Annotated in this window: 18 protein-coding genes and 1 pseudogene; 2 read left to right on the top strand and 17 right to left on the bottom strand. The window is 45.2% G+C overall.

Annotation, left to right across the window (positions count from 1 at the left end; translation table 11 throughout):
* Positions 1-22 precede the first annotated feature (22 nt).
* From U2H13_RS08980 to U2H13_RS08945, 8 genes are all read right to left on the bottom strand, one after another.
* Positions 23-772, bottom strand: a complete 750-nt coding sequence (locus U2H13_RS08980; protein WP_003154094.1) for a polyketide synthase — start codon at positions 770-772, stop codon at positions 23-25.
* A 9-nt stretch (positions 773-781) separates the two neighbouring features.
* On the bottom strand, positions 782-1,555 hold the full coding sequence (locus U2H13_RS08975) for an enoyl-CoA hydratase/isomerase (RefSeq protein ID WP_014417819.1): 774 nt from the start codon (positions 1,553-1,555) through the stop codon (positions 782-784).
* On the bottom strand, positions 1,552-2,814 hold the full coding sequence (locus U2H13_RS08970) for a hydroxymethylglutaryl-CoA synthase family protein (protein WP_014417818.1): 1,263 nt from the start codon (positions 2,812-2,814) through the stop codon (positions 1,552-1,554). The genes U2H13_RS08975 and U2H13_RS08970 overlap by 4 nt, the downstream gene beginning before the upstream one ends.
* A gap of 51 nt (positions 2,815-2,865) precedes the next feature.
* Complete coding sequence (locus U2H13_RS08965) at positions 2,866-3,114, bottom strand: acyl carrier protein (protein ID WP_014417817.1); 249 nt, start codon at positions 3,112-3,114, stop codon at positions 2,866-2,868.
* Between the two features lie 65 nt (positions 3,115-3,179).
* A complete protein-coding gene (gene fabD / locus U2H13_RS08960; RefSeq protein ID WP_233662276.1) occupies positions 3,180-5,420 on the bottom strand; it encodes an ACP S-malonyltransferase in 2,241 nt (746 codons plus the stop codon).
* Position 5,421: 1 nt separating this feature from the next.
* Entirely contained in the window at positions 5,422-6,396 is a 975-nt protein-coding gene (locus tag U2H13_RS08955) for an acyltransferase domain-containing protein (RefSeq protein WP_233662275.1), read from the bottom strand.
* 136 nt (positions 6,397-6,532) lie between these two features.
* Complete coding sequence (fabD, locus tag U2H13_RS08950) at positions 6,533-7,402, bottom strand: ACP S-malonyltransferase (RefSeq protein WP_103526894.1); 870 nt, start codon at positions 7,400-7,402, stop codon at positions 6,533-6,535.
* A 314-nt stretch (positions 7,403-7,716) separates the two neighbouring features.
* Positions 7,717-8,394: an MBL fold metallo-hydrolase gene (locus tag U2H13_RS08945; RefSeq protein WP_103526895.1), complete on the bottom strand. Its 678-nt coding sequence runs from the start codon at positions 8,392-8,394 to the stop codon at positions 7,717-7,719.
* A gap of 717 nt (positions 8,395-9,111) precedes the next feature.
* Between U2H13_RS08945 and U2H13_RS08940 the strand changes: the two genes are divergently transcribed.
* Both U2H13_RS08940 and U2H13_RS08935 read left to right on the top strand, forming a co-directional pair.
* Positions 9,112-9,321, top strand: coding sequence for a hypothetical protein (locus U2H13_RS08940; RefSeq protein WP_103526897.1), 210 nt, complete (start codon positions 9,112-9,114; stop codon positions 9,319-9,321).
* Between the two features lie 806 nt (positions 9,322-10,127).
* Positions 10,128-10,412: a hypothetical protein gene (locus U2H13_RS08935; protein ID WP_029973448.1), complete on the top strand. Its 285-nt coding sequence runs from the start codon at positions 10,128-10,130 to the stop codon at positions 10,410-10,412.
* A 187-nt stretch (positions 10,413-10,599) separates the two neighbouring features.
* Here the strand turns inward: U2H13_RS08935 and U2H13_RS08930 are convergent, their stop codons facing one another.
* From U2H13_RS08930 to tdh, 9 genes and pseudogenes are all read right to left on the bottom strand, one after another.
* Entirely contained in the window at positions 10,600-11,319 is a 720-nt protein-coding gene (locus U2H13_RS08930; protein ID WP_021493664.1) for a hypothetical protein, read from the bottom strand.
* 205 nt (positions 11,320-11,524) lie between these two features.
* Positions 11,525-11,797 (bottom strand): annotated as a pseudogene (locus U2H13_RS08925) (tyrosine-type recombinase/integrase); the annotation flags it as partial.
* Between the two features lie 88 nt (positions 11,798-11,885).
* A complete protein-coding gene (gene mutL, locus U2H13_RS08920; RefSeq protein ID WP_103526898.1) occupies positions 11,886-13,760 on the bottom strand; it encodes a DNA mismatch repair endonuclease MutL in 1,875 nt (624 codons plus the stop codon).
* 15 nt (positions 13,761-13,775) lie between these two features.
* Complete coding sequence (gene mutS, locus U2H13_RS08915; RefSeq protein ID WP_031303980.1) at positions 13,776-16,361, bottom strand: DNA mismatch repair protein MutS; 2,586 nt, start codon at positions 16,359-16,361, stop codon at positions 13,776-13,778.
* Between the two features lie 118 nt (positions 16,362-16,479).
* Positions 16,480-17,025: an outer spore coat protein CotE gene (cotE, locus tag U2H13_RS08910; RefSeq protein ID WP_003154111.1), complete on the bottom strand. Its 546-nt coding sequence runs from the start codon at positions 17,023-17,025 to the stop codon at positions 16,480-16,482.
* Positions 17,026-17,277: 252 nt separating this feature from the next.
* Positions 17,278-17,709 carry a RicAFT regulatory complex protein RicA family protein gene (locus U2H13_RS08905; RefSeq protein WP_003154113.1) on the bottom strand — a complete coding sequence of 144 codons (432 nt, stop codon included), beginning with the start codon at positions 17,707-17,709 and terminating at the stop codon, positions 17,278-17,280.
* A gap of 2 nt (positions 17,710-17,711) precedes the next feature.
* A complete protein-coding gene (gene miaB / locus U2H13_RS08900; RefSeq protein ID WP_003154116.1) occupies positions 17,712-19,241 on the bottom strand; it encodes a tRNA (N6-isopentenyl adenosine(37)-C2)-methylthiotransferase MiaB in 1,530 nt (509 codons plus the stop codon).
* A gap of 142 nt (positions 19,242-19,383) precedes the next feature.
* Positions 19,384-20,562 carry a glycine C-acetyltransferase gene (locus U2H13_RS08895; protein ID WP_106067964.1) on the bottom strand — a complete coding sequence of 393 codons (1,179 nt, stop codon included), beginning with the start codon at positions 20,560-20,562 and terminating at the stop codon, positions 19,384-19,386.
* Between the two features lie 12 nt (positions 20,563-20,574).
* The gene (tdh, locus tag U2H13_RS08890; protein WP_154817662.1) at positions 20,575-21,621 is read right to left on the bottom strand and encodes an L-threonine 3-dehydrogenase; all 1,047 of its coding nucleotides are present in this window, start codon (positions 21,619-21,621) and stop codon (positions 20,575-20,577) included.
* Between the last annotated feature and the right edge of the window lie 138 nt (positions 21,622-21,759).

Below are 21,759 nucleotides of genomic sequence, written 5' to 3'. Positions count from 1 at the left end.
ATCTGTATGTAAGATGTATGTCTTATACTCCGTACATCGTCGTGATTCGTTTTTTCACTTCATCATCATGAAACGTCTCATCGTGCATGATTAACTCCTTCTCAATGACGGCCGGAAGCTGCTCGCGAAACGGCGTCACCAAGTGCCTTTTCAATGTAATTAAAGAGTTTCTCGGTTTTTCCGCAAGCTCACGGGCCAATTCCTGCGCATAGTCTAGTACTTCCTGCCGCGGAAGCACCGGAAAAGGCACCCCTCTTTTCTCCAGGTCACCGCCGCGGTAGTGGCCGCCGTTTAACAGCATTTCATGGCCGAGGCTTGCCCCAAGCTTCTCCGGAACGATAAAGGTAGCGCCCATTCCGGGGGTGAAACCGTATTTCATAAAGTTTGCGGTATACACGCTTTCTTTGCTTAAAATGACAAAATCACTGAAAAGCCCCATGACAAACCCGCCTCCGATTCCGTGGCCCTGCATGGCGGAAATGACGGGAATATCACATTCCAGCGCCAAAGAGTACATGCGGTCTTCCGTAAACTTCGTGATGCCCTGCTGAATCCTGAGCAGGCCTTCCTGTGTGCCTCCGGAAGCAAAGTAATGGCCGTATCCTGTTAAAATCACAGCTTTATAGACTGACGATTTTTTTATACGGGTGAATGCTTCCATCAATCCATCCGTCAGTTCTTTGGAGAAGGCGTTTTTATGGGCTTTATCCTGCATTGTCACTTGGATAATATCCGGTTCAATTTCGAGCAGTTCAACTGCGGCGTTCGGCATGATATCCTCCTAACTGTTCTCCGTTTCCCAAGGAAGCCGCCCCGTTTCTGCATAACGGAAGATGGCTGATTGGTTATCCGGATCTGAAAACATCGCTTGATTTTCGGCTAGAGCAATGGATTTCGAACGATGAACAAGGTCGTTTAAGGAATCTATGTATTTTTTATAGCGGATGACTGCTTTTTTCGACAGCGGACGAAGGCGCAGCAAATGCTTTCTCAGCTCTGTTGCTGAGTCCGGGACGCATACGTCACAAAGTCCCCATTCAAGCGCCTGGCGTGCCGGCACGGGCTTTGTCATAATCGTCATATAATGCGCCTTTTGAAATCCGATTCTTTGAATTAAAAACGGCAGAACGCAGGCCGGATAAAGTCCGAATAACAGTTCAGATAAACTGAACGAAGCACTCTCCTCTGCAATGACGATATCGCACGCGGCGGCAAAACCGACACCTCCCGCATTTACTTTTCCGCGGACGCGGGCGATTGTGATGTACGGCCCGGATTTTAATGCCAGCCACAAACGGTAAAGCGGCTCCTGCGATTCAGCATGCTGCATTCCCTGCCTCATTTTCCGGTACATCTCATCAAAATCCGCCCCGAAACAAAATACCTCCGGCTGCCCTTCAAGCACTACGGAGGTCACGGAGTCTTCACATTCAGAAAGAACGTGCAGGCATTCCTCCACTAAACGCTCATTAATCGTATTGTTGGCTTCAGGCCGATCAAAGGTGATGAAGCAGACATTTTGCTGAAAACGGACGTTTATCGTTTCATAGGTCACGATATCCACCTGTATTTCCGATGAAATTCCGTGATTTCTTCCAAATACAAACGAGGGCTTCCGGCATGATGGTCTAAAATGTTCGGAATCATATTCATATCCAATTTGACATTCCGGGTTCCGAACTTCACCAGACCGCTGCCTTTAAACAATTCTTCATACTCCTCCATGGACAGCCTGTACCTGTTGTTCAGGTGCTCTTCTATTTTGAAAGAATGCTGCCGCGTTTGTCCTTCAGGCGTCACAACGCCGCTGTAAAATTCTGAACAGCACCCGGAGCCGTACGAAAAACAGCCGATCCGCTTAGAAGTGTCGAATGCCCCTTGGTCAATCGTGCTTGCAAGAGCCAGTAAAGAGGCTGCTCCCATAATGTTTCCGACTCTTTGGCAGTAGCGGAGCCCCGGCTCTACTCTGGTTTGAAAATCCTGTTCAATTTCAGCGTTTTTCGCTTTTGCAAGCTTGCGCATCATCGTCCGGTGGGCCCCTTTGACCATGCCGCCAAACGGTGTATGGAAGGCAAGATAGTGAAACGTCTCTTTGTAGTCAGCGCCCGGCACACGGTTTTTGTACTCGCGAAAAGTCTGTTCACAGCAATCGAGATAAGACATCAATGACAAGTCGGCGTCACCGGCTTCACTGTCCGGGATCGGACGGCATGTATCCATCACCTCATAGCCGTAATAGCCGTTGGCGCCCGCATCCGCCTGAAATACGATTGGATTTTCACCGATCAATAAGGCGACGGCACCCGCTCCGGCGCTCGGTTCTGCGTAAGACCAATCCTCGCTTAACGCATCGCCGCCTTCGGCAATTAAAAACCGGGAAATATCCGTCGCGACGACAAGCGCCTTCGCTCCGGGAGATGTCTGCGACAAAATAAAGTTAAGCGCCATCTGCAAACCCGCCGTTCCTGAATAACAGGCTTGCTTCAGTTCAAATAAACGGCAGTTCCGGTTGAGGCCTAAGTAATCATGAATATATGTACTGAGTGATTTTCCGAAGTCGATGCCGGACTCCGAGCAGGTAATCAGCAGCTCGATTCTGTCTTTTTCAGCCTCTGTCAATCGGTCGATAATCGGCTTTGCCGCGTTAACGCCGAATGTGACGGGGTCTTCGTACGGAAGCGCCACCGCTTTTTCTTTCATCAGTAAATTCTCAAATCTGGCAGGGTCTAAGTTTCTGTACTCCGCCAGCTGCATGACATCAAGGTATGCTGTCCCGCCAAACACATTTATCGCTTCTATTCCGGCAGCCGCCATGAACTTCGCCTCCAATATGAATTTTGAGTTTCCGATTATTTCACCGTTTTATCAGACAGCCTGTACCTTTTCATAAAGCTTTGCTGCCAATTCGCCGATGTTTGACACTCCCGTCAGCTCAACACGCGGGATCTGCAGTGATAATTCTTCAAGCATCATCGTGATAATTTCGGCGCGGTCCACTGAATCCGCCCCCAGATCAACTAACCGGTCTTCCTGTGAAAGCTGTTCGCCTTCTAAATCAGGCAAAACCTCGTAGATTGTGTTCTGCAGCAATTCAAAGATTTTTTCTTTACTCATTGTCAGTTCCTCCCTGTTTCATCTTTTATGAATATTCCATGTTTTCAATCTATCATTTCGTCTTGTCAACACGTTTGCAAAAATGAACCTAACTTCTGATTCAAAAGCGAGGCCGTCTCTTCCATAAGCCGCATGCCGATATCATCGGCATGGCGGTTTTTCCAGGACTCAAGCTCCGTACCTTTCACCCATTGATTAAAGGCGCCTAATGCCGGGCCGCAATGAATCTGGAAGTCTACCTTGGCATCCGGGTCTCCTTTAATCGCCGAAGCAGAACTTTGCCTGAAATACCATTTGAATATGAGCGCCATTTTCTGTTTCGGATTCCGTTCGGCTTTTGAAATGTCTTCATTCGAATAATGAGCCTTCACTTTGTCATAAATACTGCTTACACTTGCCTTAAAATACTTCTCTTCTATTTGTCTGAGTGTCTTTTCATCAATTTCTTCAATTGAGCGGTGACGCTGATACAGTTCATGCAGCTTAGAGGCGCGGGTCGGAAAGAACAGCCCTTTCTTTAATACCTGCACCTTGCTGCCTGATTCAAACATATCGCCGGCCGGCGCGTAGGCCGTATCCTGTACATTCATCTGCTGCAGGAGGTCCTTTACGAGGCCGCTCGTCGCTGCCTCAACGGTGCATTGGTTAATAGATCCGGTCACAATAAAATCAGCGCCAAGCATAAATGCGGCCATGGCAGCCTCGGGCGTTCCGATTCCCCCTGCGGCTCCGACGCGGACGGTTTTGCCGTATCGGTATTTTTTCATCATGTCATCTCGTAAACGGATGATCGCCGGCATGAGACTGTAAGCAACTCCGCCGTCAGTGTGGCCGCCTGAATCAGCCTCTACGCAGATGTCATGCGCAACGGGTATTTCTCTCATCAGACTTGCTTCTTCAGGGGTAATTTTGTTTTCGGCTGCAAGTTTCTGCAGAATGTGATCAGGCGCCGGGCTGAGAAACGCTTCCGCTACTTCCGGACGGGACAGCTTGGCGATAATCCGCTGACGCGCTATTATTTGTCCGCCGGCACCGCGTTTTAACCCCTTAGCGCGAAACCTTACTAAAGCGGGAGTAACCGTTAAAAACGCTGATGCTTCCAAGTTCTGAACCCCATGCTTCAATAAAAGATCAATCATTTTTTCTTCTGAATCTGTATGCTTCATGTTATGTACAATATTTATGCCGAAGGAACCGCCGTCACGAAGCTCATGCTGAATTGACAAAATGGCGTCCTCGACGTGCGCGATGTTCAAACCGCCCGTTCCGAAAAAGCCCATCATTCCTTTTTCGGCCAGTTTGACGACCATTTCCTTCGAAGAAATTCCGCGGTACATGCCGCCGGCCAAGTAGGCGTATTTCAATTGATAATCGCGCTTAAACTCTTCATTTCCTAAAGACACCGCCGTAATTGAGCTTTTTCCAGTCTCAGCCGGGACTTTGATTTCATCTGTTATCGGATCCGCTTCAGCCGTAATTCTTTGAATCAGCCCCGTCAGCACTTTTCCGGGACCGATTTCCTCAAAGCTCATGTTCTTTCTTCCCATTAAGAAACGGATACTGTCAGTCCAGTTCACCGATCCCGTTATTTGTCCGGTGAGTGTCTCTTTCAACTCTCTCTGCTCATAGGGTCTTGCCGTCACATTTGAAATGACCGGAATGGACAGCGGCTTAAAATGGAAAGACTCGATAAACCGTGAAAATTCCTCCTTCGCTTCCAGCATGTATCTGGAATGAAAGGCGCCGCTGACATTTAAGCGGTGAACCATTTTTACGCCGTTTACGGCTTCAAAAACGGATGCGGCTTTTTCAATATCTTCTTTATAGCCGGAAATGACAATTTGCTGCGGTGTGTTCATGTTGGCGATATCAATCATATCCAAGTGATTTTCTCTTAAAACATCCGTCACCTGCTCATGAGTCAGGCCGATCACCGCTGCCATGCCGCCTCCTTTTGCGCGGCTCATCAGTTCGCCCCTTTTTTTGACCAGCTGTAAGCCTTCTTCAAAATCAAAGGCTCCCGAAGCGTATAACGCGTTATATTCGCCCAAACTGTGTCCGGCGGTAAAATCCGGTTTCAAGCCGGTTTCTTCTGTTTTTTTCAAATAACTGAGGGCATTGACGACATAGAGCGCCGGCTGAGTGAACTGAGTCTGATTGAGACGTTCTCCGTCCCGGCACAGCTCCTGAATGGAATATCCGAGAATGTGATCGGCCTTTGCGGTTAATTCAGGATAGCGGCCGAACAGGTCCTCTCCCATCCCGATTTTTTGCGAGCCTTGGCCTGGAAAAACAAAGCTGATCATCTTACAGTCTCCTTCCGGGCGGTGATAAAATGCTGTCTTCTATTTGCTGCAAATGTGTTTGTTCTTTATGAAACGGCGTCATAATGGCATGGATGCGTTCAGCCGATCCCGCAGGAAGAATCTGTTTGGCAAATGCGGCCAATGTTCCGGAAGGCCCGGCATCGATATACAATCCTTTTTGGCGGCTGTCTGCGAATTGAAGCGCTTCACGGAATCGAATCGGCTTTCTTACGATATCCCAGAAAAAGTCCGCTTGTATATCGGTCTCAGCCTCTCCGGTCGCACTGGAGATGTACGGTATAAATGGAGTCCGGATTGATTTCTGAGCTAAAAAGCGCTTGTACGGCTGTTCCGCCTGATCAACCAGCGCTGAGTGAAACCCGTAAGATACCGGCAATAGCTGATGAGGAATCTGCTTTTCTCTCAGATCGTCCATGATCCTTTTGATATGTTCCCGCTCTCCCGAGATGACAAAGTGAGAATGATAGTTTACAGATGCCAATTCACTATGTTCGCCGAGCAGCGGATCATCTTGATATAAAGCCGGATCACCCAGTATCGCAAGCATGCTGCCGTTACGGCAAGTTTCCGTAACGATTCGGGCCTGTTCCAGCACGCAATCTAAAGCATCCTCGGCGCTCAGCACGCCCGACACAGCGGCCGCTGCATACTCTCCGAGGCTTGCTCCGATCACATAATCGGGACGTATGCCTCTTTTCTCCAAAGCATATGCAAGTGCGTACTCAGCCATAAAAATGGCAGGATGGCTGAAAAGAAGGCGGTCAAATGGATCAGACAGACGATTGCCTGTATGATACATCTCTTTAAGGACAGAGTAACCGAAACGGCTGACTGCAAAATCGTCCAAGTCAAGCATTTTCTGCCGAAAAGCGGCGTTATGTGCAAACAGCTCTTTCCCCATTTGATAGTATTGGGAACCCTGTCCAGAAAACATGAAAACAATTGGCTGGTTCATTTGTTCTCCTTTTTGCTGCTTATTTTTTTAAAATATTGATTTGTGAGTTTTTCGTGATGTCGTGTGCAGGTGAAGTGGTCGTGATGTTGTATGGCTGGCACTATTGTGTGAGATAAGAATTTTGACTTGCGTTCCGCTACATGGCGGGTGAAGCTTCAGTTTCTTTTTTGATGCGGTGAATAAGCCCTGTCAGCACATGGCCCGGGCCGATTTCTTCAAATTCCATCCGCCCTTTGTCCAGCAGATAGCGGATGCTGTCGTTCCATCGCACTGAATGGTCGATCTGATCGGCCAGAACGGAGTGGATTCCGTCTTGCTCATAAGGTCTGGCATGCACATTAGAAATGACGGGAATTGATATAGCAGAAAAATGAAATGACTGTAAAAATTTTTCGAACTCTTGTTTTGCTTCACTCATATACCTCGAGTGAAAAGCGCCGCTTACGTTTAACGGATGAAACATCGTAACGTCTTTTAATCCTTCGAATACGGTTTTGGCTCTTTCAATGTCTTCTTTGCGTCCGGATATGACAACTTGGTGAGGAGAATTCATATTGGCAATATCAATCGTATGTAATCCGTGCGTTTGAAGGGCGTCTGACACTTGAGCTGCAGTTAACCCCATAACGGCGGCCATTTTTCCGTCAGTGGCCATACTCATTAATTCGCCTCTTTTACGGACAAGCTGCAGGCCGGTAATAAAATCAAAAGCACCTGCTGCAAACAGCGCATTATATTCTCCCAAACTGTGGCCGGCCACATAATCCGGCTTTATGTCATTGTCTTGGATTTTTTTCAAATAGCTTAACGCGTTTACAACATATAAAGCAGGCTGAGTGAACTGCGTCTTGTGAAGATTGGAATACGGATTCTCAAGACAAAGCCGTTTCATGGAATATCCGAGTGTTTCATCAGCCTGCTCCGTTAAGTCTTTAAATTCATCAAACAATGAGCTCCCCATTCCCTGCTTTTGAGAACCTTGTCCGGGGAATAAGTATGTGATCATTTTCTCAGCCATCCTTTCTCGGATTCAGATAAGAAGCATGTTCAAGTTGATAGTAACTTCACAAAAATACCATGTCAAGTTAATTTATCCTATGCGAACTCCTGAATAATGCCTATTTTTCCCTGCCGGAAGTCGGGCTCAGGGCTTTCGGAACAGGCGTAAGCAGAATGTCCCATCCGGCCTGCCCGGCGTTCTCTTCCGCAAACTCCCGTTACTCAGCTATTCATCACCAGAAATCTAGTAATAACTACCATTCCATTTCAGAAGTTCCTTGCCTCAAAAGGAAAGCTAGTTAGATAGAACTAAATTACTCATTACTTAAAATGAAACAGCCCTTTTTGATTTTTTCTGTTGCGAAAATTCACGAAATGTTCTTTTTTTTCAATCTGAAAGTAAATATTGTTTTTCAAAAGACTCTCCATTTTTTGACCCGGCTTCTCCCCGAAGGAGTGCCCCGGATACACACGCACATGCGGCGGAATGGAGGCTTTGATCCTCTGTATACTGTGAAACATATCTTCAGCTGAGCTGCCCCTGTCCTCACATATACCGCACCCTTCTGTAAACACGGTGTCACCGGTAAAAAGATGATCAGATAGCAAATAGCACATTCCCCCGGCCGTATGTCCCGGGGTCAGTATACTTCTGATGATAAACCCTCCGGCCGCAAAGGTTTGGCCGTCTTCAAGCGCTATTAAGTTTCTGCACCGGAATTGATAGAAATCGATTTCCGCCGACGACATGTATATATCAGAATGATAGATTTGCTGAAGCGGCTCCGCCAAGTTTACATGGTCATAATGCGAATGTGTTAATAAAATAGCTGATAAATCAACATCCAATTCATGCAGTTTATCGGTTATTTTATCGATTTCCCAGGACGGGTCCACCGCTATCGCAGATTTTTTTGAGCGGTTTGCGATAATATAACAATAGTTGGACCACATCTGGTGATAAGTTTTGATTTGATGCACTTCATATGTATGAACCATTGTCACCATTCCCATTTAAAAGATCCGGGCAGACTGCTGCCGCCGCCCAGCCGACTGTAACCACTTTACCAGATGACACCACGTTTTTCCATGGATTTTCCGGTAAAGATAAAAAACTGCTCAAATCAACCAAAAGAACGAGCCTCCGGTTTTTAAAATTTGTTATCGTAATATATAAGGAAATAAGATTATTCATTTACATGAATACTTTAGGAGATTTTATTCAGAAAATGAAGGATGAATATGGGTTTCGGATAAAAAGAAAACAAATTGAGCTTTTGTTTTGAAAAGCAATTGTCGAAGTAGCCTGAGAGGATAATCAGTCTTTAAATGACATTCAATCTAGATTCTTATTTCAATCCTTTTCTTCAAGATAACCTAAACCGATACGGCTTCCCCAAAATATATCAGAATACCTTAGCTCCTTACCCGAATTTAAATGTTATGCTTATGAGTTGGCATTAACGCACAATTCCGAATTAGAAAAATACGACGTAATTCACACACAAGATGTTGTTTCCTCACTTCACTTTCTTGGAACAGCCGGAGCATTCTCCCCTGAGTAATCTTTTATGCTAGAGATAAAGCATCTTCTGGACCAAACGGCACGTACGCCGCTTGATGGATTACTTAAACTCTTATGTTTCCTCTTTAAACGGGACTATTGTTGGTGATTATCAAATTTAACCTGTGTTAAGCTTTAGACGGGAGGTAATTATGGAAAATAAAAGAAACGCTGAACCGAGCCCAAAAGCTATAAAAATTCTAACTTGCATCATTCCTATAGTTTTAATAGGACTTATCCTTGTTCTTAAGAATATTAATACCGCAGCAGCAGAAATTTCATTTTATATCGTTGCTGTCGGTGTGGTTCTCTTAGTGGTTTTCAGTTTGATCAAAAACAGAAAAAACCGCAGGAAGAACTAAATGTAAGGGGGGCTAATTACTAGTCCCCTTTGACTTGCACATTGTCATCTCACTAAATTCCAATTTGATTTAAATTCTTCCCCCATCTCCCTGTGAATTTGTAAGAGGAGGTACTCGTATAACCCATGATAATCATGTAGCTTTCCGATTAATCATTTGACCCTTTAAACATTGGAGGAAACATTAAAACAAGTTTAAATCTTGGTTCCCCCTGATCTTGCTCATATATTTTAGACGGGAAAACGGATTCCATCAAGCATTGGCTGCAATCAGCCCTATAGGTATGATTGGGACGGGAAAAGTCTTAAAGGAAAACGCTGGAACAGGAAAACCTTCTAACCTGTTCAGAGGAGAAAATTTCCCCTATGCTGCAAAAAGGGAAATGGCATCAGCAAATCTTATATATCACCTGAAACCGGAAACTTAATACCTGCTAACAAAAGTGGACTGTATAAAGGTCGTCAGGTAACTGTAACAGAACATATTTTAGGAGGATGTAGAAGAGGCAGAAAATCAAATAGCCCATATACCAGCTTTACAGTCAACAAAAAGATTGCAAAAGGTTACGGGGAACATACTATTGAATTGGACATATCCTCTCTTCGAAAAGCAATACGCTCTGGTAAGCTAAAAGGAGTTGCCATCCTTAACCCTAAACAAATTGAGAGACTTATAAAAAACGATACGAGACAAACAGACAATTGGAAAAATAAAGCCCTCAAATGGACAAATAGAGATACTGAGTATTTTGTTAAAGGTGAGATACCAAAAGAATGCTTCAAAATGTTTTCTAAGGAGTGACGCTTATGTTTCTTTACTATCAAAATGAGTGTTTAGGTAAAATTGAAGGGGTTGCAGTAGAAGGGCCTTGGGCTTATGGCAAGATTATCCCTAATGACAAGATGGAAAACTTCAAGGACTTCTTTAGAGCTGTAGTAGATGAAGATGACCCCTCTGCAATTGAGAAGTTTGACGATAATCTATTAGACGATGATAATTGGTTTATTGTTGACGATGAGCAAAAAAGAGTAGGAATTTCCCTGCCCGGAATCTATGAAGAAGATAACGAAATAAATTGGAGATGGAGATAAATCGGATTAGGGTCCTCATAAAGAGAGGGCCCTTTTTGATTTCAACTCCGCAACTTTCGTCGTCGGACCAACAGGAAAATGCAGCACATACACCTCATCTAAAACAAAATGGTGTGCCGTTATCGTGCCATAATCGTGCCATTTTTCTCATTCTAAATACTATTCTTAAATTCTTAACTCTAATTAGCTAACAACAACTATTATCTTCCTTAACGCTATTCAGAATAGTATCGCGATCCTCTTTCTTAATCCCTATCTTTTTAAGAGTACTACCCATAACCTCGTCCCAACCAATATTGTGAGGAGTTTCTGAGTAAAACCTATAGGCTTTTTTATACCTTTTAGGTTTAATCTCCATATTTTCTAATACAAAAGTTAATCTTAATCTATCCATTATTTCCGTACTTGGACCATAGCAAGTTGCCAAAATGCGCCATATAAAATAAAATGCTCTATATCTTTCTAGTACTCTTTTACTTTCATTATCATCTATTATCTTAAGTTTTAAAACTGAATTTAACAGTTCTTCAACTAATTCAAGCAATCTTTCTTCTTTCAATGATCCTTTTCCGTCCTCTATAAATTTCACGCTTTCTATTGACTCACAGATTGAAAGTATTTTAGGCGTCGCATATTTCAAATTATTTCTTGTATGGAAGTATATATCTTCTAACCAATGTTTATAAATTTGTTCTGCTGAAATATCACGTCTAAATAAAGAATTGTATTCATAAAAACTAAAGATCTTATAAAGAATAGGCGAATATAGTTTTTCATATGTATTCCTTTTAGAAGCAGAGCTCTCTCTCCTATTAAAAAAGAAGTGTGCTAAAAACCCGCCCAAGCCTGCAGAAAGTAAAGTTCCTACAGAAGTTATAAATGGTTGCCAAAAACTTATATCATCCACATGTTTACCCCCCTATAAAAATCAATTATAACATTTTTCCAATTAATCATAACTTATAGACTGTGCAACTGCCCGAGTTCCGTCAGCCCTTGCCACCCTTGTTTTCAAGCAATATCCCTAAAATGAATTCCACGTATGCTTTTTGAAGAGAATTAATAAAAATATGCAGAAAAAAAGACTCATCTTGTTTATGAGATGAGCCTGCTTATATTTTAAATTTCTTCATGGCGTTGTTCATGGCATCCTGGTTAATTCCAATGTATCGAAGGGTTGTCCGCTGGTCAGAGTGGTTGAAAATCTCCTGCAGCATGGCAACGTCTTTTGTTTGCCTGTAAAAATGGTATCCGAATGTTTTCCTCAGCGTGTGTGTGCCTATATCATCCAAACCGACATACTCAGCGGCAGCCCTTAAAATTTTATAGGCCATCGACCGGGAAATAGGCTTGTTGATCCCTTCGCGGCTTTTGAAAAGATATTCAGCATTAATCGGTTTGATAAATACCTAAACAGCTAAAAATCAGTGGGCAAAATGTGGGCACGAGGGGTACATCCCACACAGAACCCTTCTACATCACACGCTTAAACATCTTCTCCATCTCATACGTGCTGTGGTGGATAATGATCGGCCGGCCGTGCGGGCATGTGAACGGGTCTGTCGTTCGGCGCAGGTCGTCCAAGAGCGCTTTGATTTCATCGTTTCGCAAATGGCGGTTCGCTTTGATTGAGCCTTTGCAGCTCATCATAATGGCCGCTTCCTCCCGCAGTTTTTTAATATCGATCTGTTTGGCGTCAAGCACCTGCTGAATGATTTCTTCAATCAGTTCAGCTTCTTCCCCTTTTGGAAACCAGGCCGGATGGCAGCGGACGATGTAGCTGTTCGTGCCGAATGCTTCTAAAAACACTCCGACGCTTTCAAGCTCATGCTGATGCTGGTCAATGATCAGCGCTTCATTTGCCGCGTAATGAAAGGTGAGCGGCACGATCATGTCCTGTACTTCAGGCTCGACCTGCCCGACTTTCTCCCGGAAATATTCGTATTTAATCCGTTCTTGTGCCGCATGCTGGTCAATGATATACAAGCCGTTTTCGTTTTGGGCTAAAATATATGTCCCGTGCATTTGGCCGATCGGATACATCACCGGAACTCTTTCTTCACGTATTTCTTCAGAGACAGCTTCCGGTTCCGGAGTATCGGAAACAGGCGCTGCCGTTTCCGGCATGCCGAGCTCCGGCGGCACTTCGTGATCCGCTTCATTCGGGAGAATCTCTTCTTCTATTATTACCGGCTCAGGCTCTTTTACGACCGAACTCAGCTTCATTGGTGAGTAAGACGGCTCCGGCGTTTTTTCAGGAAGTTTCCGCTCAGGCGCGCTTTCCTCGAATGTCATAAATTGCTGTTCGTTTTTGGCCGGTGCCGGCGCTGATTTTTTCGGGAGCTGGGCGCTCGGAATAAGCCGCTGCTTTTGAAACACTTCCTTTATCCCGTCACGGATCAGCTCATGCAGCTCCGTCTCTTTGCTGAGGCGGACTTCAAGCTTTGAGGGATGTACATTGACATCGACCAAAATCGGGTCCATCGTAATTTCGATAAACGTAATCGGATGGCGGCCGATCGGCAGAAGTGTGTGATAGCCCTCATGCACCGCTTTTACAAGCGGGAAATTCTTAATGTATCTTCCGTTAATGACAGATGACATGTAGTTTCTGGATGCACGCGTGATTTCCGGAAGCGCAATGTAGCCCTTGACTTCAAAATCAAGCGAGCTGACATGGAGCGGTATCATTTTTTTCGCAACCGCCGTCCCGTAAATTGCGGCCAGCACATGGCGCACGTCCCCGTTACCGTTTGTCTGCAGCAGATTTTTCCCCTGATGACGGAGACGGATCGATACTTCCGGATGCGCAAGAGCGATCCGGTTAACAACATCCGTAATATTGCCGAGCTCCGTATGCACGGTTTTCATATATTTCAATCTGGCGGGTGTATTGAAAAACAGGTTGGTAACGATAATCTCCGTTCCTTTTCTGCTGGAGGATTTCTGTTCAGAAATGATATTCCCGCCCTGAAGAATGAGATGGGTGCCCGCTCCCTCGCCGATGCTCGTTTTGATTTCCAGATGAGAAACAGACGCGATACTTGGCAAAGCTTCTCCGCGGAAACCGAGTGTTCTCACCCGGAACAGGTCGTTTTCATCTTTGATTTTACTGGTCGCGTGGCGGCGGAAAGCCCGCTTGCAATCATCGGTTTCCATCCCTTCGCCGTTATCGAGCACCCGAATCGACGAAAGCCCCGCTTCCTCTATGTCGATTTCAATGACTGTACTGTTTGCGTCGATGGCGTTTTCCACCAATTCTTTAACGACTGAGGCAGGCCGTTCGACTACCTCGCCGGCCGCTATTTTATTTGAAAGTTCATCTGAGAGCTGGATGACTTTTGCCAAGTCCGTCACCTCTTTCTATTTTAATTTTTTTTGCAGCTTGTACATTTCGTTCATCGCTTCAAGCGGCGTCATATCGAGAATATTGATTGACTTAAAGGCTTCAAGCACTTGTTTTTCTTTATTAGAAACAGCCGGTGCCTTCTGTTCTTTTTCACCGTCAGCAAAAAAGGACAGCTGTGCCGGTTCTTCTCTGACGGCGGACTTTTTCTCAGATACCGCCGGAAGCTCCGGTTTATCTCCTGACTGCTCAAGCTGTTTTAAGATCTCCTGCGCGCGGCTGATCAGATCATCCGGGAGCTCGGCAAGCTGGGCGACATGAATGCCGTAACTTTTATCTGCGGCTCCTTCTTTGATTTGATGGAGAAACACGACCGTTCCGTTATATTCCTCTGCGCGCACATGAACGTTTTTCAGCTGAGGAAGCTTATCTTCAAGCACCGTCAGCTCATGATAATGCGTGCTGAACAGTGTTTTAGCGCCGATATGATCGTGAACATATTCAATAATCGCCTGTGCCAGCGCCATTCCGTCGTACGTTGATGTCCCGCGGCCGATTTCATCAAACAGGATCAGGCTGTCTTTTGTGGCGTTCACAATCGCGTTTTTCGCTTCCAGCATTTCCACCATAAAGGTGCTTTGTCCGGAAATCAAATCATCCGCTGCCCCGATTCTCGTGAAGATTTGATCAAAAATCGGCAGAACCGCTTCTTTTGCGGGCACAAAACAGCCGATCTGGGCCATGATCGATAGAAGTGCGATCTGTCTCATGTACGTGCTTTTACCTGACATATTCGGACCCGTAATCAGGAGCATTTCCCGCGAATCGCCCATCAGGCAGTTGTTCGGGACGTATTCTTGACTGTCCATCACCTTTTCAACGACGGGGTGTCTCCCTTCAATGACTTTTACTTCATTATCAGAAAAGACGGGCTTTGTGTAATGCCTGTTTTCACTGATCGTAGCAAAGCATTGCAGTGCGTCCAGCTCACTCATTTGTTTGGCAAGACGCTGCAGACGCGGAATAAATTGTTTCACCTTTTCACGCAGTCCGGCAAAAAGCTCATATTCCAGCTCGCAGATGTTATTTTCCGCTTCTAAAATAAGCGCTTCTTTTTCCTTCAATTCCGGCGTAATGTACCGTTCGGCGTTTGTGAGGGTCTGCTTCCGCTCATACCGTCCGTCTTCAAGCAGATGAAGGTTTGCTTTTGTGACTTCAATATAATAGCCGAACACTTTATTGAAACCGACTTTTAATGAACGGATGCCCGTATAAGCGCGTTCCTGCTGCTCCAGTCTGGCAATCCAGTCTTTACCGTTTTTGCTGGCGTCACGGTACTCATCGAGCTTCTGATGATAGCCGTCTTTAATTAAATTGCCTTCTTTTAACGATAACGGCGGGTTTTCATGAAGGGCTTCTTCTAACAGGTCAAGCAAATCTCCGCACGGATCAATCAAGCCGGCGCGTTCTTTTGCTTTTTTATGGTTAAGAGACCCTACAAGCTCTTTGATGCTCGGCACTTGTTTTAAAGATTCTTTCAGCTGGATTAAATCCCTTGCGTTGACGTTTCCGAATGCGACCCGGCCCGCCAGACGTTCTAAATCGTATACTTCCTTCAGGCGCTCGCGCAGATCTTCACGCTCAAACAGATGATTGATCAGCGTCTCGACCATTTCCTGGCGTTCTTCGATTTGGGATGCCCTAATCAGCGGGCGGTCAATCCATTGTTTGAGAAGCCGGCCGCCCATTGCTGTTTTCGTCTCGTCTAAAAGCCAAAGCAATGACCCTTTTTTGCTTTTCGAACGGATCGTTTCCGTCAGCTCAAGATTCCGTTTTGAATACAGGTCAATTTTCATCGCTTCTTCCAATTCATATACTTGAACCGGCTGCAGATGATCCAGGCTCCGTTTTTGCGTTTTCTGCAAATACGTATATAAACGCATAAACGTCTCTGTCAGCTCTTCGCCCGGCAAGTGCTTTGCGATTTCAATGCGTTCTGTTATTTCCCCGTCTTCGATGGAAATCGTGGCGCCGCACCGTTCTTTCAGCTGAGCAGCTGTATGTTCGTTAAACTTGCTCGATACGACAATTTCCCTTGCGCCGACTGAGTAAATTTCTGACATGACATCCTCAATCCGCTCAATAAATACGGCCAGGTTTTCTCCGGTCGTTAAGTCCGATAAAGCGAGACCGTATCCGTCACGGAATTCGGAAACGGAAGCGATAAAGTTGTTTTCCGACTCGTGGATGCCTTTTCCATCCATCACGGTTCCCGGTGTGATCAGCTGGACGACTTCTCTTTTCACAACGCCTTTAGCCGCCTTCGGATCTTCCGTCTGCTCACAGATCGCCACTTTATAGCCCTTTTTAATCAGCTGTTCAATATAAGCCGCCGCGGAATGATACGGCACGCCGCACATCGGAATTTTATCAGCCGAACCTCCGTCTCTGCTTGTCAGTGTAATTTCAAGCTCTTGTGACGCTTTTTTTGCATCTTCAAAAAACATTTCATAAAAGTCACCAAGCCGAAAAAATAAAAAGGCATCTTGGTGCTCTGCCTTTATCTTCAAGTATTGCTGTATCATAGGCGTGTAACTAGCCATCATTTAATCCCTCACTATGTATCTTCTCTTATCCGAATCCCATTATAACATAAACAAAAGAGTGATATCTTTATATATAAAAAAGAGACTTGGGGTGTTAAACTCCCCTAGCCTCAACTTATTCTTCAGGATCTCCGACTAAAAATTCAGGGTTAATGTCCTCTAATTCTTCATCAAGATCGTCTTCCCAATCATCATCATCGTCTTCTTCCCAGTCAGGATTGACTTCGACGACGACTTTCGTTTCACCGACCACTTCTGCTAAAAATTCTCTCTCTGCCTGAACCACGATTTTATTTCCGTTAGGAGAAATGGTGACTTCAAGACAATTCGGCTGCTGCAGCACTTTGGCAATGACTTCGTGTTCGTCATCTAAGTAATTTGTGTCTCTGTATCTGAGTTTAATCACATCGACATACTTTACTCTCTCGGTTACAACTTCCGTTTTTGTATTATCGGCGTAAGAGTACCAGACGTTTATATCATAATACCCTTCAATTTCTACAGTCTTCCCGATCTTTTCGGCATCGTACTTGTGGTTGATAATCCAGCCGCCCAATATACTTGACGGTTTTTCTCCAGGTGAGATCGTGTTGGTGCATTGGGTGAATTTTCTTCCTTTCGCAACTACCGCTTTCGTAATAATTTCCCTGTATTCAGACATTCCGGCAGGCCTCCTTGTTCTTCTTCGTGTTATCTTATGCTGGGCATTTGTCTCATGTGCATTTTTATAATAAAAATATAAAAATACAAAGTTTCTGTTTCATTGTATGCAGCCCTGCCCAGAAACTTTACTTTTAAGTATGATAAAACTTCCCAGTAAAATGGGACAAAACGGTGAGCCGATGAAAATTTAGTACATATTACAATTAGTTCTAAAACAGCAAAAAAACACGGGCCGATGAAGGCCCCGTGTTTAAATAGAACAGCTGTTATTCGAATGTTTTACTTTTGAACCGGTTTCTCCCGTCAGCAGGTTGCCTCCGGTAGATGTAATGATTTCGTTTGTCACCTGATTTGAGATCGTATGTGCGACAAGCTGAAGAAGGTCATTGACCTCAATCTGGGAATCTCTGAATTCCTGAATGATCGGAATCCCTTCAAGCTCTTCCTGCAGGGCGTCAATTTTACTTTCCACTTGTTTCAGCGCTTCAAGCTTTTCGTAGTGCTTCAGGTTAACGGCTTGCTTTTGCAGGGTTTTAATCTGATTAATAATCGCAGAGACTTTTTCATTTTCGTTAATCTGCGCCTCAGCGCGTTTGAAAAAATCAACTTCTTCTGTTTCAGAAATCATTTTCGCAAGGTTCCTAGCCTGCTGTACAATGTCTTTCTTAGAGTAAAGCGTCATTATTATTTCACCTCGATTGCTTCTCCTGCCATCACACCGTCAAGCGACCATGTTTTCGCCTGTTCGATTTTGACGCGTACAATCTTGCCGATGGCGTCTTTCGGCCCTTTGAAGTTGACGAGCTTGCTTTTTTCCGTATAGCCGGCAAGAATGTCAGGGTTATTTTTGCTTTCTCCCTCAACTAATACTTCGACAGTCCTGCCTTCATATTCCTTCATTTTTTTGGCTGAAATTTCTTTCACCAAATCATTGAGGCGCTGAAGACGTTCTTTCTTGACCCTCATCGGAACATTGTCTTTCATCTTCGCTGCCGGCGTGCCTTCACGAGGAGAGTAAATAAACGTATATGCGCTGTCAAATTCCACTTCTCGATATAACGAAAGCGTTTCTTCAAACTGTTCATCGGTTTCATTCGGGAAACCGACAATAATATCGGTCGTCAGTGAAGCGTTCGGCATCGCCGCTTTAATTTTTCCGACAAGCTCCAGATAGCGTTCTCTGTCATATTTGCGTGCCATCATTTTTAACATCGCTGAGCTTCCTGATTGAACCGGAAGATGAATATGGTCAAGAAGGTTGCCGCCTTTGGCGAGCACTTCGATCAGATGATCATCAAAGTCACGCGGATGACTCGTCGTGAATCGGATTCTCGGAATATCAATTTTACGCAGTTCGTCCATTAAATCACCGAGACCGTACGTCATATCCTCAAAATCTTTTCCGTACGCATTCACGTTTTGACCGAGCAGCGTGATTTCTTTATAGCCTTCGCTTGCAAGTCTTCTGACTTCCTGGATAATTTCCTCAGGACGGCGGCTTCGTTCTTTTCCGCGGGTATACGGTACGATGCAGTATGTGCAGAACTTGTCACAGCCGTACATAATGTTGACCCAGCCTTTAATTTTTCCGTTGCGGACTTTCGGAAGGTTCTCAATGACATCCCCTTCCTTCGACCACACTTCAATGACCATCTCTTTTGATAAATATGCCTCTGATAAAAGTTCCGGCAGACGGTGGATGTTGTGCGTGCCGAAAATCATATCGACAAACGGGTGCTTCTTAAGGATGCGGTTTACGACTGATTCTTCCTGTGACATACAGCCGCAGACACCCAGAATCAGGTCCGGATTATTTTTTTTGAGCGCCTTTAAATGGCCGAGCTCGCCGAACACTTTGTTTTCAGCGTTTTCCCGGATAGCGCAAGTGTTTAATAAAATAACGTTCGCGTCATCAACCGAATTTGTCGCTTCATAACCGAGCGCCATAAAAATACCCGCCATGACTTCCGTATCATGCTCGTTCATTTGGCATCCGTACGTGCGGATATAAAATTTCCTGCCTTCACCGAGGCCTTTAAATTCTTCTGAGATTTTAAAATCGTTATGATATTGAACGGATTCTTTGCCCCGTTTTTTCGCATCTTTTAAAGAAGGCGGAATATATACGGCTTCAAAATACTTGCTGTAATCCTTTTCGGATTTTTTGTCCGCCGGATTCACTTGTCCGCTTTCCTGCTTTTGCTTTTCATTCATGTTCGAATGTCTCCTTTCAACCGAAACTTCCACCCTCAAGTATACTGGTTAAAAGCGTTTGGCACAACCGCCAGCCTATTATTGTACACCTTATTGAGAATAAGAATCAATAAGAAATAAAAAAGAGGGAATCATTTCCCCCTTACACAAGCTGAAGCTCTTTTGCGGCTGAACGGATAACTTCCAAGGCCCGGTCAAGCTCCTCTTTTGTATGCTCCGCCGTAATAATGGTGCGGATTCTCGCTTTTCCTTGGGCGACCGTCGGATACACGATGCTTTGTGCAAACACGCCGCGGGTCAATAAAAGGTCTGATAATGCCTGGGCTTTTTCTTCCTCCCCTATTAATATCGGCACGATCGGTGTTTCGCTTTTTGTGAGGGTCAGCCCCATTTGAACCAGTTTGTCTTTGAAATACGCCGTGTTCTCCCATAGCTTTTCCATATGCTCCGGCTCTTCCAGCAGGACGTCAATGGCTTCTATGCATGCGGCCGTTACCGCAGGCGGATGAGAAGTGCTGAATAAGAAAGGACGCCCTTTATGGCGCAGGTAATCGATCAGAACCTGCGACCCTGCGGCGTAACCGCCAAGCACTCCGATGGCTTTGCTTAATGTGCCCACCTGTATGTGGACTCTTCCGTCAAGCCCGAAGTGATTAACCGTTCCCCTTCCGTTTTTTCCGAGTACGCCGGAAGCATGCGCGTCGTCGACCATCACAAAGGCATCGTACGACTCTGCAAGTTTGACGATGTCAGGCAAAGGAGCGATGTTGCCGTCCATTGAGAATACGCCGTCGGTGACGATCAGGCGCATGCGGTAATTCATTGATTTTTTCAGCACCCTTTCCAAATCGTCCATATCAACATGGCGGTACACCTTTTTATCTGCTTTTGTGAGCCTGATTCCGTCAATAATGGAAGCATGGTTCAGTTCGTCAGAGATCACGATATCCTCTTTTGTAAGAATGCTTGATAGGACGCCCTGATTCGTTGTGAACCCCGATTGAAAAACAAGTGCCGCTTCTGTTTTTTTAAAGTTTGCCAATTTTTTCTCCAGCTCATTGTGCATTGTGAATGTTCCGGCGATTGTCCGGACGGACCCCGTACCCGCTCCGAATTCTTCCGCGGCGCGTTTGGCCGCTTCGACAAGCCTTGGATGCGACGTCAAACCGAGATAATTGTTCGATGAAAGCTGTATCACGTTTTCCCCTTTGACTTCCACCGACGGACCCTGCTTCGTTTCAATTTGTTTCATTTGCTGCCACGTTTTATTTTCTTTCATTTTATCAAGCTCGGCTTTTAGAAATTCAAATTCTTTCATTATAGAACCCTCCCCTTATGGAATCAAAATGACTTTGCCGCACTGGCCCTTTCTCATCAGGTCAAACCCTTTTTCAAAGTCTTCAAGCGGAAACTGATGCGTGATCACCGGCGTCAGATCAATAAGGCCGGATTCAAGCAGGTGCGATACCTGCCGCCATGTTTCAAACATTTTTCTGCCTGTGATGCCTTGGACGGTAAGTCCTTTAAACACCACGTCATTTGTCAGGTCAACCGTCACCGGACGTTCCGGCAGACTCAGCATATGGAACCTTCCCCCGTTGGCCGCCATCTTTAATCCTTGTGCGATAGCTGCCGGGTGGCCTGACATTTCGCAGACAAGGTCGATCCCTTCTCCGCCTGTTAAGGTGTCGATCACCTCAAGCGGATCTTCCTTATCAGCTGAAATGGTGATCGTGGCTCCCAATTTCTTCGCAAGAGCCAGCCTGTAATCATTTTTATCAATGGCCGCAATACGGGACGCACCGGCCGCTTTAGCCACCGCCACCGCCATCAGTCCGATCGGTCCGCAACCGATAATTGCAGCAGAACCGCCCGCAAGCTGGCTGTTTTCCAGCACCGTATGCACCGCGTTGCCAAGCGGCTCTTGAACAGAAGCGACGGCGGGGTCCATATCAGCGGGATTTTTCCAAACATTTCGAGCCGGCACTTTGACATATTCAGCGAAGGAACCGGCTGTATCTACGCCGAGGATCTTTGTATGGGTGCACACATGATGTTTTCCTGTTAAACAAGGGACACAAGTACCGCAGACGAAGTGGGTTTCAGCCGAAACGTAGTCACCTATTTTGACATTTGTGACGTGCTTGCCCGTTTCCGCTACGATACCGCTGAATTCATGTCCGAATACTTGAGGTGTTTTGATTCGTTTCTGCGCCCATTGATCCCAATTATAAATATGCACATCTGTACCGCATATAGATGCGGCCTGTACTTTAATGAGAACTTCATTCTCATTAATGGAAGGTATGGGAATTTCTTTCAGAGTTGCTCCGAAAGCGTTTTCATTTTTGACGATAGCTTTCATCTTTCCTCCCAACATGTACACTCCTCCTCGAAAAAACACTGTAATAACTGGATTGTAACACGAGATAAAAAGGAGGTAAATACCAGTGTCCACTCCATGAAAACAACTGCTTCCGTCCGGAAAAATGGGCGGGATTTTTTTTGAATATTATAT

This window comes from Bacillus sp. A1 (assembly GCF_042296235.1).
In the GTDB taxonomy this organism is placed as follows: Bacteria; Bacillota; Bacilli; order Bacillales; family Bacillaceae; genus Bacillus; species Bacillus velezensis.
The sequence above is the reverse complement of the archived record's forward strand: the minus strand, read 5'-3'. Positions and strand labels throughout refer to the sequence as shown.